The following is a 12,927-nucleotide window of genomic DNA, read 5'->3' on the forward strand; positions in this document are numbered from 1 at the left end:
CGAATTTAGAACCGATCAGTTCCAAACTCAAGCCTTGGGCTCCTTCATATCCACGATCCCGCTCAACAGATCTACCGGCAATGGAAAGACGATGGTCGAACTCTTGTCGTTGGCAATATTGCTCAGCGTCTGCATATAACGCAGTTGCATGGCCCCCTTCTGCCGACCGAGCACTTCGGCCGCCTGCATCAGTTTCTCCGATGCCTGTAATTCACCTTCGGCATGGATCACCTTGGCCCGTCGCTCACGCTCGGCTTCGGCCTGGCGGGCGATGGCGCGCACCATGGATTCGTTGATGTCGACATGCTTGATCTCGACGTTGGCCACCTTGATGCCCCAGGCATCGGTCTGCGCGTCCAACACCTGCTGGATGTCGCCATTGAGCCGCTCGCGCTCGGCGAGCATCTGATCCAGTTCATGCTTGCCGAGCACCGCGCGCAAGGTGGTCTGGGCCAACTGGCTGGTGGCGACCATGTAGTCCTCGACCTGGATGATCGCCTTCTGTGGGTCGAGCACGCGAAAGTAGACCACCGCGTTGACCTTGACCGAAACGTTGTCCCTGGAGATCACGTCCTGGGCAGGAACATCGAAGACAAGGGTGCGCAGATCAACCCGCACCATCTGCTGTACACCGGGTATCACCATCACCAACCCCGGCCCCTTCACTCGCCAGAAACGTCCCAACTGGAACACTACTCCTCGCTCGTACTCACGCAGGATGCGAAACGTTGAGGCAAGCAGCGCCAGGATCAGTATCGCCAAAGCGATAAAACTCAATTCGAAACCCATCATCCACCTCCGTCATGCGGCACTTCGTCGACTGCACTGACGCGCAGTCGCAACCCTTGCCGCTCGGTTACTCGAACCTGCTGGCCAGGTTGCAACGGCGCTGCGGCCGTTACCTGCCAACGCTCACCCTGCAGCACGACCCAGCCAGTAATGGGATTATCCGGTTGCACGGCCTGTATCGCGGTCAGGCTACCCACCAGGCCGCTGTCGCCAGCCACCTGCTGGCGTCGCCGGGCCTTCAACGCCATGCCGAGAATCGCCAGGATCATCCCGGCACTGACCAGCGCCAGGGTGACGATCAAGGCCAGCGGAATGCCGAAGCCCGGCACATCGGTATCGATCAGGATCAACGCACCCAAAATGAATGACGCCACGCCACCGATACCGAGCACGCCGAAACTGGGTAGGAAGGCTTCGGCCACCATGAAGGCGATGCCCAGCAGAATCAGTACTACTCCGGCGTAGCTCACGGGCAACAATTGCAGGGCGTAGAGCGCGATGATCAGGCTGATGCCACCGATCACTCCGCCGACACCACTGCCGGGGCTGGTGAATTCGAAGATCAGGCCGTAGATACCGATCATCATCAGCACCAGGGCCACGCTGGGATTGGTGATCACCGCCAGCAAGCGGGTACGCCAATCCGGCGCATGGCTGAGCAATGGTGCATCGGTCGTGCTCAGCGTCACCGGACGACCTGCGACCTGCAGGGTATTGCCATCGAGCTGGCGCAACAGCTCAGGCAAGTCATCGGCCAGATAATCGATCACGCTCTGCGCCTTGGCTTCCTCGGCGGACAGGCTGACCGCCTCGCGCACTGCACGCTCGGCCCATTCGGCGTTGCGCCCATGCAGGTTGGCCAGGCCACGGATGTAGGCAGCGGCATCGTTGACCTGCTTGGCCACCATGGGATCGGAGGGGGTCTGCCGCTCTTCGCTTGGCTCATTTCCCGCCTGGGGCTTGTCCGCAGCCCCCGGCATGCCGATGGCCACCGGCGTCGCCGCGCCGAGGTTGGTGCCCGGCGTCATGGCTGCGACATGACTGGCGTAGAGGATGTAGGTGCCGGCGCTGGCTGCACGCGCGCCGCCTGGGGTGACGTAGGTGGCGACCGGCACCGGGCTGGCGAGAATGGCCTTGATGATCGAGCGCATGGAGCTATCCAGCCCGCCAGGCGTGTCCATCTCGATCACCACCAATTGCGCGCCTTCATCGATAGCCTTGCTCAGGCCACGCACCAGGTAGTCGGCATTGGCCGGACCGATCACGCCATCGACCTGCAACTGCACCACCGCCCCCGGCGCCGCACTCAGCTGCAGCGACACAGCGAAGAACAGGGCACACAGACACGCTCGCAGCCAGACAGACATGACGCTCGACTCCTCGGGGGCCAGAAGGGTGAGAATGATTCTGGCCCGTCACTCCATGTGGACAGCCCTGCGGCATGCCTGTTGCGGTCAATTGCATATCCAGTGACCAATGAGTTCCGGTAGGCTTCTCACATCCTTTTCTCGCCAGACCTTCCATGCCCCGCCCTCGCCTTCGCCAATCACTGCGCCGTCTCTGGGCGCTGGACAAGTTCAGTGCCAGTCTGCGGGTGTTCATCGCCCTGGCCGGCGCATTGGCGCTGTGCTGGTGGCAAGGCTGGGTGCATGGGTTGATCCCGCTGTTTCTCGGCATCATCGCCAGTGCGCTGACCGAAACCGACGACAGTTGGCAAGGCCGCTTAGGCACGGTATTGGTCACCCTGCTCTGCTTCAGTGCAGCGGCCTATGCGGTCGAATTCCTCTTCCCTTACCCCTGGCTGTTCGTCGTCGCCCTGGCGCTGTCGGCCTTCCTCCTGAGTATGCTCGGCGCGCTCGGCGAGCGCTTCGCCACGCTGGGCTCGGGCACGCTGATTCTCGCCGTGTACAGCATGATCGGCGTCGAGCAGCGCGGCGGCGTTGCCGGTCTCTGGCTAGAACCACTGCTGCTGGTGGCCGGCGCGGCCTGGTATGGCCTGCTCTCGGTGATCTGGCACGGCCTGTTCGCCCACCAACCGGTGCAACAGAGCCTGGCCCGGCTGTTTCGCGAGTTGGGCAAGTACCTCAAGCTCAAGGCGGCGCTGTTCGAACCCCTGCGCCAACTGGACGTGGAGCAGCGGCGCCTGGCCCTGGCACAGCAGAACGGACGGGTGGTGTCGGCGCTCAATGCGGCCAAGGAGATAATCCTGCACCGGGTCGGCAATGGCCGCCCCGGCCCCAAGGTCAATCGCTACCTGAAGCTGTATTTCCTCGCTCAGGACATCCACGAGCGCGCCAGTTCCTCGCATTACCCCTACAACGAACTGGCCGAAGCCTTCTTCCACAGCGATGTACTGTTTCGCTGCCAGCGCCTGCTGCGCCTGCACGGCGAGGCCTGTGAGCGCCTGGGCAGCGCCATCGAGCTACGCCAGCCGTTCGAGTACCGCGAGCTGTGCAGCCAGGCCCTGGAAGACCTGCACGCCTCGCTCGACCACCTGCATCTGCAGAGCAATCCAGCCTGGCGCCGCCTGCTGCGCTCGCTCGGCGCCTTGGCCGGTAACCTGGCCAGCCTCGACCTGCTGCTTGGCAACGCCAGCAACCCTGACGCCCTGGCCGATGAACAGGACAGCAGCCTGCTCGATCGCGAACCACATTCACTACGCGAAGTGATGGAGCGCATCGGCCAGCAACTGACGCCCACCTCACTGCTGTTTCGCCACGCCCTACGCTTGTCCATCGCCCTGGCCGCCGGCTACGGTCTGCTGCACCTGATCCACCCGGCTCAGGGCTACTGGATTCTGCTGACCACCCTGTTCGTCTGCCAACCGAACTACGGCGCTACCCGTCTCAAACTGGTGCAGCGCATCACCGGCACCCTGCTTGGGCTGGGTATCGGCTGGGCGCTGTTCAACCTGTTTCCTGATCCACGCGTACAAGCGCTGTTCGCCGTGGTCGCCGGCGTCGCCTTCTTCGCCACCCGAACCACGCGCTACACCCTGGCCACGGCGGCGATCACCCTGCTGGTGCTGTTCTGCTTCAACCAGATCGGCGATGGCTACGGCCTGTTCCTGCCACGTCTGGTCGATACCCTGCTCGGCGGCCTGATCGCCGGCCTGGCAGTGTTCCTGATCCTGCCGGACTGGCAGGGCCGGCGCCTGGGCCGCATGCTGGCCGGCACGCTGAGTTGCAACAGCGCCTACCTGCGACAGATCATCGCCCAGTACGCCAATGGCAAGCGCGACGATCTGGGCTACCGCCTGGCCCGCCGCAACGCACACAATGCCGACGCAGCGCTGTCCACCACCCTCGGCAACATGCTGATGGAGCCCGGCCACTTCCGTAAGGACGCGGATCAGGGGTTTCGCTTTCTGGTGCTGTCGCACACCCTGCTCAGCTACCTCTCCGGGCTTGGTGCGCACCGCGGCGAACAACTGCCGCACGCCGCTCAGGCGCAGTTGCTGGAGCAGGCCGAGGTTCTCGCACGCAGCCTCGATGACATCGCCGCAGGCCTGCGTGGCGAACGCCCACTGGCCATTCACAGCGACGAGGAGCAGGCACTGGCGCAGGAACTGGAACAGATCGCCGATGACGCCGATGAGCGTCAGCGCCTGGTACAGACGCAACTGGCGCTGATTTGCCGCCAACTTGCGCCGTTGCGCACCCTGGGTGCACATCTGCACAAGGACAGGCACTAGCTGCACGACAGGGCTTTCTGCCACTATCTAGGCACGCCTACCTCCCAGGCTTTCCCCATGCCAACCAGCCGACATACTGTCTCCGCCTTCCTGGCCTCGTTGCCGGGCCTGCTGCTGATGCTTTGTCTGTCGCTGAACAGCCAGCTGACTGAGGCAAACACCCGCCTGGGTGACAGCAGTGCACCGCAGGATCTCTACGGCCTGGTCGATTTTCTTGCCGACCCGCAAGGCACGTTGACGCTGGATGACGTGCGGGCCGCCGATGCACCGTTCAGCACCTCGCTGACCCGTCGTGATCTCAGCTTCGGCTACGTGCAAGGCGTGATCTGGCTGCGCCTGCCGTTGCAGTCCGAAGCCAGCGAAACGCGCATCTGGCGCCTGGAGCTGAACTACGCCTCGCTCGATGAAGTACGCCTGTATGACATCGGCGCCGATGGCGTGCGCGAGTCACGCAGTGGCGATACCGTGCCTTACGCCGAACGCAGCATCGGCCATCGTTACCCGGTGTTCGAAATCGTCCTGCAACCGGGCGAACAGCGCACGCTGTACCTGCACGTCGACTCGCGCGGCAGCATGACCCTGAGCGGCGGGCTGATGTCGCTGCGCGATTTCGAGCAGCACAGCCAGAACGGCTACCTGGTACACGCCATCTACTTCGGTGTGCTGATCGCTTTGGGCCTGTACAACCTGCTGCTGTTCCTCGCCCTGCGCGAACGCCCCTTCCTCAACTACGTACTGTTCATGTTCGCCTTCGCCCTCAGCGTCCTCTCGCTCAACGGCCTCGGCGCGCAGTACCTGTGGCCTCAGGCAGCGCCCTGGAGCAATCGGATGTTGCCGGTCAGCCTGACCTCGGCGGCACTGCTGTCGGTGGTATTCGCCCGCAGCTTCCTCGACACCCGCCAGTGGCTGCCACGCTGGGACAAGGGCCTGCTGGCCCTGTGCATCGCCATCGGTGCTGCGGTACTGGCCACCGTCCTGCTGCCCGTGCAGCGTGCCTTGCAGTTGATGTCGCTGACCGGCCTGATCGCCACCCTGACGCTGCTACTCACCAGCTTCGTCTGCGTCGGCTATCGAGTGCCCGGCGCCCGCCTGTTCGCCCTGGCCTGGCTGATGCTGCTGACCGGTGCGGTACTGTTAGCGCTGCGCAACTTCGCGCTTATCCCGTCGAACTTCCTCACCCTGTATGCCATGCAGATCGGCTCCGGACTGGAAATGATCCTGCTGTCCTTCGCCCTGGCGGCGCGCTTCAACGAGCTCAAACGCCAGCGCGAGGCAGCGCTGCAGCTCAACGAGCAGATCCTCGCCAAACGGGTGACCGAACGCACCCAGGCGCTGGAACAGGCCAATCAGCGCCTCAGCGAACTGGCCCTGCAAGACCCGCTCACGGGCCTGGCCAACCGCACCGCACTACAACAGCATCTGGATCAGGCACTGGCGCGCAGCGTCAGGCGCAATGAACTGCTGGCGGTGATGCTGATCGATCTGGACGGCTTCAAACCGATCAACGATCAGCATGGCCACGAATTCGGTGATCGGGTACTGGCCGAAGTGGCTCAGCGCTTGCGCCAGTACCTGCGCGACGCCGACCTTCCCGCCCGCCTGGGCGGTGACGAATTCGTGGTGATCTGCGAGAACGTGCAATCGGCCGAACATGCGCGCGATCTGGCCAAGCGCCTGCTGGAAGGGCTGGACACGCCCATGTACCTGGAAGATCGTACCGTGCGCGTCGGTGCCAGCATCGGCATCGTCCTGAGTCATGGTAGCGACGATGCCACCACGCTGATTCGCCGGGCCGATGCGGCCATGTACCGGGCCAAGGCCGAAGGTCGCAACCGCGTGCAGCTAGCCCCCTAGACCTTTGAAGCTGGGCCACGGCCCAGCTCCTCACCTCGTAATCGAAAGCGCACCATGGACAAGAATCTGCTGTTGCAAGACGTGCTCGCCCACCTGCAGGCCGACCTCGAACAAGCCACCCTCGCCGCCCTCAGCGCGCACGAAGCGGCCACCCACGAAGAGAACGTCGCCGAGAACAAGTACGACACCCTGGGCCTGGAGGCGGCCTACCTGGCCAGCGGCCAGGCCCGACGGGTCGAGGAGCTGCGCCAGACGCTGATCACCTGGCGGCAGTTGAGGCCACGGCCGTTCGATGACGTGCAAGGCATCGAATTGGGCGCGCTGATCCAGCTACTCGACGAGCAAGACGAAGAGCGTTGGCTGTTCCTCGGCCCACAGGGCGCGAGCATGAAGCTGCAACAGGCCGGTCACACCATCCAGGTGCTCGGCAGTGCCGCGCCACTGGGGCACGCCCTGCTGGGCAAGGCAGTGGGCGACGAAGTACGTTTCGGCGAGCAGTGCTTCGAGGTACTGGCAGTCGAATGAGCGGAACTATCTGAGCTAGGGTTGGTAATCAGTAGTGATCGTTCAGCGCCTGGAGGCTGCCATGGAAACCCCGGTTCACGACCTGCCCGCCCTGTTCAAGCAACTCGGCCTGCCCAACGATGCCGCCAGCATCAACGCCTTCATCAGCACCCACTCGCCCCTGCCGGCCGGGCGCTCGCTGGCCGATGTCGCGTTCTGGAGCCCGGCCCAGGCCGCCCTGCTGCGCGAGGAGATACTCGAGGACGCCGACTGGGCCGAGGTGATCGACCAACTCAACCTGCGCCTGCACAGCTGATACCGCGCCTGGCATCAAATACCGGGTCGGACGGGTAGGTGAGCCGTGCGCGCCGTTTTTCCCTATCACCGAGGCATCGGTGCGCGCGACACCCCCTACGAACTCATCTCGCGCCAGGTCAGGTACATGCGCAGGTCGAACTCGATCTGCGCATAGCCCGGCAGCATGTGGTCGCACAGCTTGTAGAACGCCTTGTTGTGATCGCTCTCTTTCAGATGCGCCAGCTCATGCACCACGATCATCTGCAGAAAGGCCGGCGCCGCGTCGCGAAACAAAGACGCGACACGAATTTCCTTCTTCGCCTTGAGCTTGCCGCCCTGTACCCGCGAGATCGCCGTGTGCAGCCCCAGTGCACGGTGGGTAAGGTCGAGGCGGTTATCGTAGAGCACCTTGTCGATGGCCGGCGCATTCTTCAGATGCTCCTGCTTGAGCGCCATCACATAGCCGTACAGGGCCTTGTCGCTCTGTACCTCATGCCGACCTGGATAGCGCTGCGCCAGGTAATCGCCCAGCCGGTCATCGGCGATCAGTTGGCGGACTTGCTGCTGCAAGGCAACGGGATAACCCTGGAGGTACTTCACCGATACGATCCCACAATCATCAGGGCCGCCAGTGTAACGGATGCTGCGCTATTCGCTCGGCACCACCCGCAGCACGCGCCCTTCGGCACTGTCGCTAAGCAGATAGAGCGCGCCATCGGGCCCACTACGCACGTCGCGAATACGTTCGTCCAGCTCTTCGAATAGCACCTCTTCCCCCGCCAGCATGCCGTCGAGCACGCGGATGCGCCGGACGCTGCGCTCGGCCAGCGTGGCCGCGAACAAATCGCCCCGCCAGTTGGGAAACAGCTCGCCGCGATACAGGGTCAGGCTCGAAGGCGCCACCGAAGGCGTCCAGTGCAACAGCGGTGCGCTCAGACCCGGCAGCTCGGTGTAGGGGCTGATACGCGCGCCGGTGTAGTCGACGCCAAAGGTCGCCAGCGGCCAGCCGTAGTTGTTGCCGGCCTCGATCAGGTTGAGCTCGTCGCCACCGCGTGGGCCGTGCTCGTGGCTATACAGGCGATCATTCTCGGCGTCGAAGAAGATGCCCTGCACGTTACGGTGACCCAGGCTGTAGATCTCCGGGGCCGCGCCCTCCTTGCCCAGCAGCGGGTTGTCCTGCGGCACGCTGCCGTCGCGATTCAGCCGCACGATCTTGCCCAGGTGATTGGCCGGATTCTGCGCTTCTTCGCGCCAGTCGAATCCGTCGCCCAGGGTCAACACCAGGGTCTTGTCGGCGAGAAAGGCAATGCGCCCGCCGTAGTGCGCAGCGCCTTCCTTGAGCGGCTGCGCGGTGAACAGCACTTCGAAGTCGTGCAGTTCACCATCCACCAGTCGGGCACGGGCCAGACGCGTGTTGTTGGCCTCCAGCGAACCGTGCGCATAGCTCAGGTAGAGCCAGCGGTTATCGGTGTAGTCAGGATCCAGCGCCACTTCCATCAACCCCGCCTGTGCGGCGATAAACGCCTCGGGCACGCCAGCTACCGGCTCCGGATCGAGGCTACCGTCGGCCTCGACGATACGCAGGCGGCCGACACGCTCGGTGACCAGCATGCGCCCGTCCGGCAGGAAGGCCATTGCCCAGGGATGTTCCAGTCCCTCGCTGAAGGTTTCGATGCGGTAGTCCTGAGCCAGCAGCGGAGCACTGCCGAACAGGGCGCCAAGCAGCAGCGCACGGGAGAATCTCAACATGGGCACGCCTTGTCAGAGGGAGTCGGAAGAGGTCGATGACGCAGGGCGACCGGCACGCCGGCCGAGCAAGCCGAACAGCAAGGCGCCGACGCTGCCGCAGAACATCAGGCCAAGCGTGCCGAGCGAGCTGCGATCAGCCGCAATCAACGTCGGCATGGGCGCTAGCGTGTTGGCCAACGCCAACGCACACCAGATAGCGATGGCGCCAGCCAGCAGGAAGATCGCCCAACGCAATGTCGGCATGCGCCTTGCGCACCAGGCAGCCAGTGGCAGGGCGAAAATGAAGCCCAATGTGCTGAGCAGAGCGAAGGTCGGAGCGAAGCCAAGCAGGTCGAGGCAGGTAGTGCCGAGGCGCACATCCATTGGCATGGGCGCACCGAGAGCCTGCAAGGCGGCAAGATTGGTCTGGGTCTGGAAGATCGAGGCAAGCAGCGAGGCCAGCAACACGGCGAGGATGAAAGCGAGCAACAGGCGCGGCTTGCTGGACATGGGTGGCAGTTTCCCGGAACGACAGTCCACGAATTATGGCGTACCACGCCCGCCGTCATGCTTCGGGAGTTTTACAGGGTTTTACCTCTGCGCCGGCAGGCACAGACCACCCCGCCAGGTACAGCCTTTGCCCATAAGGTAATGCTGGTAGGCCTCCTGCAGGGCTGCCGGGGAGGTTCGGCAGGGCGTCTGACGGCATTCGCTCTGGAGGGAAAAGCGGCCGTCGACCGGCTTGGCCAGCTCAATCCGCAATGCCGGCCAGTCGCTCGCGGGGGCATCCTCGGGCGTGAACAGCAGGCGCCCATCTCGCTGCACCAGCGGTGCACCGGCAGCAGAGTAGTCGAACACGAACAGCAGGGTACGCGACACCTTGGTGGTGCACTCGGAACGAGTGTCACAACGCAACGGGTCGATGGCGTACGCGCCCACTTCCGGACTGGGTGCGGGTACTGGCGGGGCGACGGCGCAACCGGCCAGCGCCGCAATGGTTAGCCAGGCAAGCGCCAGCTTCTTCATCGGCTGCTCCATGAAAAAGCCCCGCAAAAGCGGGGCTCCGGGTAACGCATCAGGCTCAGTTGACCTTGGCGTTCAGCTCGCCGCTGGCGTAACGCTGGTACATGCCTTCCAGGGAGATCGGCTTGATCTTGGAGGCATTGCCAGCGGTGCCAAAGGCTTCGTAGCGGGCGATGCAGATGTCACGCATGGCGACGATGGTCTTGGCGAAGAACTTGCGCGGGTCGAACTCGCTCGGGTGCTCGGCCATCATGCGGCGGATGGCACCGGTGGAGGCCAGGCGAAGGTCGGTGTCGATGTTGACCTTGCGCACGCCGTGCTTGATGCCCTCGACGATTTCCTCGACCGGCACACCGTAGGTTTCCTTGATGTCGCCGCCGAACTCGTTGATCACCTTCAGCCATTCCTGCGGAACGGAGGAGGAGCCATGCATCACCAGGTGGGTGTTGGGGATGCGCGCGTGGATTTCCTTGATGCGCTGGATCGACAGCACATCGCCGGTTGGCGGCTTGGTGAACTTGTAGGCGCCGTGGCTGGTGCCGATGGCGATGGCCAGGGCATCGACCTGGGTCTTCTTGACGAAGTCGGCGGCTTCTTCCGGATCAGTCAGCAGTTGGCTGTGATCCAGTACGCCTTCGGCGCCGACGCCATCTTCTTCACCGGCCATACCGGTTTCCAGGCTGCCCAGGCAACCCAGTTCGCCTTCCACGGACACACCGCAGGCATGGGCGAACGCCACGGTCTGCTGAGTCACGCGGACGTTGTAGTCGTAGTCGGCCGGGGTCTTGCCGTCTTCCTTCAGCGAACCGTCCATCATCACCGAGCTGAAACCCAGTTGGATGGAGCGCTGGCAAACGTCCGGGCTGGTGCCGTGATCCTGGTGCATGCACACCGGGATATGCGGAAATTCTTCGATGGCAGCCAGGATCAGGTGGCGCAGGAACGGCGCACCGGCGTACTTGCGGGCACCAGCGGAGGCCTGGACGATGACCGGCGAATCGGTCTTGTCGGCGGCTTCCATGATGGCGCGCATCTGCTCGAGGTTGTTGACGTTGAAGGCCGGCACGCCGTAGCCGAATTCGGCGGCGTGGTCGAGCATCTGGCGCATGCTGATAAGTGCCATGGTGTTTCTGTCTCCCGGTTTGGAGGTCGTTAATCGTGCAAGCCTGCCGCAGGGGCAGGCGTTGTTCAAGTTTCGTGAAGCTCGGGCATGCCCGCAGTTCTCGCCTCGGCGTCGCCGAGAATGTTACGGCGCCTTGCAGCCGCGGCCGATCAGGTCATCGGTCGCCGTCCAGTAGACCAGGCCTTCCTCACCCTTGGTGTGGAAGGACAGACGTCCGTCGCTGTACAGCGCGCCGGATGCCGCCGGCTCCTGGGTCAGGCGGTAGACGATGTCATCACCGCCCAGGCGTACATCTACCTGATCGAAACCGCCATTGGCGAAACGCCATTGCACCTCGGTCTGGCTATCGCAAACCCAGCGATTCCAGTGATCCGGCGCCGCCGGCTGGCTGCTGCACGCCGCAAGCAGCAGTGCGACGGCGGCAAAACCCGCCAGTTTAATCCCGCTCATTGCTTCTCCTCGTCAGCAACGCTGTTCCGGCGCCGGGCCAGTAGGCTGCCCGGTGCTCTCCTCGACACGCTGATCATCCTGAGTGGTCGGGGTTTCGATCTGCGCAGGACTGAATACCTCGCAGGCCGCCTCCCGACCACCGCTGGTGCAACCGGCCAGCAACATACCAATGACGCTCAAAGCGGCTAACTTGTCCATGACATGACTCCTTGTTCGATGATCCGGTCTTCTACAGACCACCCGTTCACGTCAGGGTTTTATCCGCCGTGGCGCAGGGTGACTCCATTCACCCTAGCTGGTGTTTATTGTGCGCGTTGTTCCAGCACTTCCACGGCTGGCAGCACTTTGCCCTCGACGAACTCGAGGAACGCGCCGCCACCGGTGGAAATGTAGGAAATCTTGTCCGCCACGCCGTACTTGTCGATGGCAGCCAGAGTATCGCCGCCGCCTGCGATGGAGAACGCCGGGCTTTCGGCGATGGCCAGGGCCAGGGCCTTGGTTCCGTTGCCGAACTGATCGAACTCGAACACGCCGACCGGGCCGTTCCACAGAATGGTCTGCGAGGCCTTGAGCATCTCGGCGAACATCGCTGCGGTTTGCGGGCCGATGTCGAGGATCATGTCGTCCTCGGCCACGTCCTTGACCGCCTTGACGGTGGCGGAGGCCGATTCGGCGAATTCCTTGGCCACCACCACATCGACCGGCAGCGGTACGCTGACCTTGGCCGCGATAGCCTTGGCAGTCTCGACCAGATCGGCCTCGTACAGCGATTTGCCCACCGGCAGGCCGGCAGCGGCGAGGAAGGTGTTGGCGATGCCGCCGCCGACGATCAGCGAGTCGCAGATATCGGCCAGGGAATTGAGCACGTCCAGCTTGGTCGACACCTTGGAGCCGGCGACGATAGCCAGCATCGGCCGCGCCGGCTTGTCCAGGGCCTTGCCCAGCGCGTCCAGCTCGGCAGCCAGCAGCGGGCCGGCGCAGGCGACCTTGGCGAACTTGGCCACACCGTGGGTCGAACCCTGAGCGCGGTGGGCGGTGCCGAAGGCGTCCATCACGAATACGTCGCACAGGGCGGCGTACTGCTGGGCCAGCTCGTCGGTGTTCTTCTTCTCGCCCTTGTTGAAGCGCACGTTCTCCAGCAGCACCAGCTCACCGGCCTTGACCTCGACACCACCGAGATAGTCCTTGACCAGCGGCACGTCGCGGCCGAGCGCCTTGCTCAGGTAGGCGGCGACCGGCGCCAGGCTGTCTTCCTCACTGTAGATGCCCTCTTCCGGGCGCCCCAGGTGCGAGCAGACCAGCACGGCAGCGCCCTTCTCCAGCGCCAGCTTGATGGTCGGCAAGGAGGCGAGGATACGCGCGTCGCTCTTGACCACACCGTCCTTCACCGGGACGTTGAGGTCTTCGCGGATCAACACGCGCTTACCAGCGAGGTCGAGGTCGGTCATCTTCAGAACGGTCATGG

General features: G+C 63.8%; 14 protein-coding genes. 4 read left to right on the forward strand and 10 right to left on the reverse strand.

All coding sequences use genetic code 11. From position 1 onward, the window contains the following. Positions 1–27: 27 nt before the first annotated feature. Both C7A17_RS07765 and C7A17_RS07770 read right to left on the reverse strand, forming a co-directional pair. Positions 28–789, reverse strand: a complete 762-nt coding sequence (locus C7A17_RS07765) for a slipin family protein (RefSeq protein ID WP_106737494.1) — start codon at positions 787–789, stop codon at positions 28–30. Next, on the reverse strand, positions 789–2,156 hold the full coding sequence (locus C7A17_RS07770) for an NfeD family protein (protein ID WP_106737495.1): 1,368 nt from the start codon (positions 2,154–2,156) through the stop codon (positions 789–791). The genes C7A17_RS07765 and C7A17_RS07770 overlap by 1 nt, the downstream gene beginning before the upstream one ends. Before the next feature lie 155 nt (positions 2,157–2,311). Here C7A17_RS07770 and yccS point away from each other — a divergent pair, with 155 nt between their 5' ends. The 4 genes from yccS to C7A17_RS07790 all read left to right on the forward strand — a co-directional run bounded on the left by yccS (position 2,312) and on the right by C7A17_RS07790 (position 7,157). Next, complete coding sequence (gene yccS, locus C7A17_RS07775) at positions 2,312–4,483, forward strand: YccS family putative transporter (protein ID WP_106737496.1); 2,172 nt, start codon at positions 2,312–2,314, stop codon at positions 4,481–4,483. Between the two features lie 57 nt (positions 4,484–4,540). Then, entirely contained in the window at positions 4,541–6,337 is a 1,797-nt protein-coding gene (locus C7A17_RS07780) for a diguanylate cyclase (RefSeq protein ID WP_106737497.1), read from the forward strand. A 54-nt stretch (positions 6,338–6,391) separates the two neighbouring features. Then, positions 6,392–6,862, forward strand: a complete 471-nt coding sequence (locus C7A17_RS07785) for a GreA/GreB family elongation factor (RefSeq protein WP_106737498.1) — start codon at positions 6,392–6,394, stop codon at positions 6,860–6,862. A gap of 61 nt (positions 6,863–6,923) precedes the next feature. Further along, positions 6,924–7,157, forward strand: a complete 234-nt coding sequence (locus C7A17_RS07790; RefSeq protein WP_106742801.1) for a DUF2789 domain-containing protein — start codon at positions 6,924–6,926, stop codon at positions 7,155–7,157. Positions 7,158–7,252: 95 nt separating this feature from the next. Here C7A17_RS07790 and C7A17_RS07795 read toward each other — a convergent pair whose 3' ends face one another. The 8 genes from C7A17_RS07795 to C7A17_RS07830 form a co-directional block, all read right to left on the reverse strand. Beyond that, the gene (locus tag C7A17_RS07795; protein ID WP_199796441.1) at positions 7,253–7,747 is read right to left on the reverse strand and encodes a YgjP-like metallopeptidase domain-containing protein; all 495 of its coding nucleotides are present in this window, start codon (positions 7,745–7,747) and stop codon (positions 7,253–7,255) included. 39 nt (positions 7,748–7,786) lie between these two features. Beyond that, positions 7,787–8,887 (reverse strand): PQQ-dependent sugar dehydrogenase, encoded by a 1,101-nt coding sequence (locus C7A17_RS07800; protein WP_106737500.1) that lies wholly within the window; start codon positions 8,885–8,887, stop codon positions 7,787–7,789. Between the two features lie 12 nt (positions 8,888–8,899). After that, positions 8,900–9,376, reverse strand: a complete 477-nt coding sequence (locus C7A17_RS07805) for a hypothetical protein (RefSeq protein WP_106737501.1) — start codon at positions 9,374–9,376, stop codon at positions 8,900–8,902. Positions 9,377–9,457: 81 nt separating this feature from the next. Further along, complete coding sequence (locus C7A17_RS07810; RefSeq protein WP_106737502.1) at positions 9,458–9,892, reverse strand: hypothetical protein; 435 nt, start codon at positions 9,890–9,892, stop codon at positions 9,458–9,460. Between the two features lie 55 nt (positions 9,893–9,947). Then, on the reverse strand, positions 9,948–11,012 hold the full coding sequence (gene fba, locus C7A17_RS07815; RefSeq protein WP_106737503.1) for a class II fructose-bisphosphate aldolase: 1,065 nt from the start codon (positions 11,010–11,012) through the stop codon (positions 9,948–9,950). A gap of 123 nt (positions 11,013–11,135) precedes the next feature. Beyond that, on the reverse strand, positions 11,136–11,462 hold the full coding sequence (locus C7A17_RS07820; RefSeq protein WP_106737504.1) for an MliC family protein: 327 nt from the start codon (positions 11,460–11,462) through the stop codon (positions 11,136–11,138). A 12-nt stretch (positions 11,463–11,474) separates the two neighbouring features. After that, positions 11,475–11,660, reverse strand: a complete 186-nt coding sequence (locus tag C7A17_RS07825) for a hypothetical protein (protein ID WP_106737505.1) — start codon at positions 11,658–11,660, stop codon at positions 11,475–11,477. 104 nt (positions 11,661–11,764) lie between these two features. Continuing rightward, a complete protein-coding gene (locus tag C7A17_RS07830) occupies positions 11,765–12,925 on the reverse strand; it encodes a phosphoglycerate kinase (protein WP_106737506.1) in 1,161 nt (386 codons plus the stop codon). Positions 12,926–12,927: the final 2 nt, after the last annotated feature.

The organism is Pseudomonas mendocina (assembly GCF_003008615.1).
Classification (GTDB): Bacteria; Pseudomonadota; Gammaproteobacteria; order Pseudomonadales; family Pseudomonadaceae; genus Aquipseudomonas; species Aquipseudomonas mendocina_C.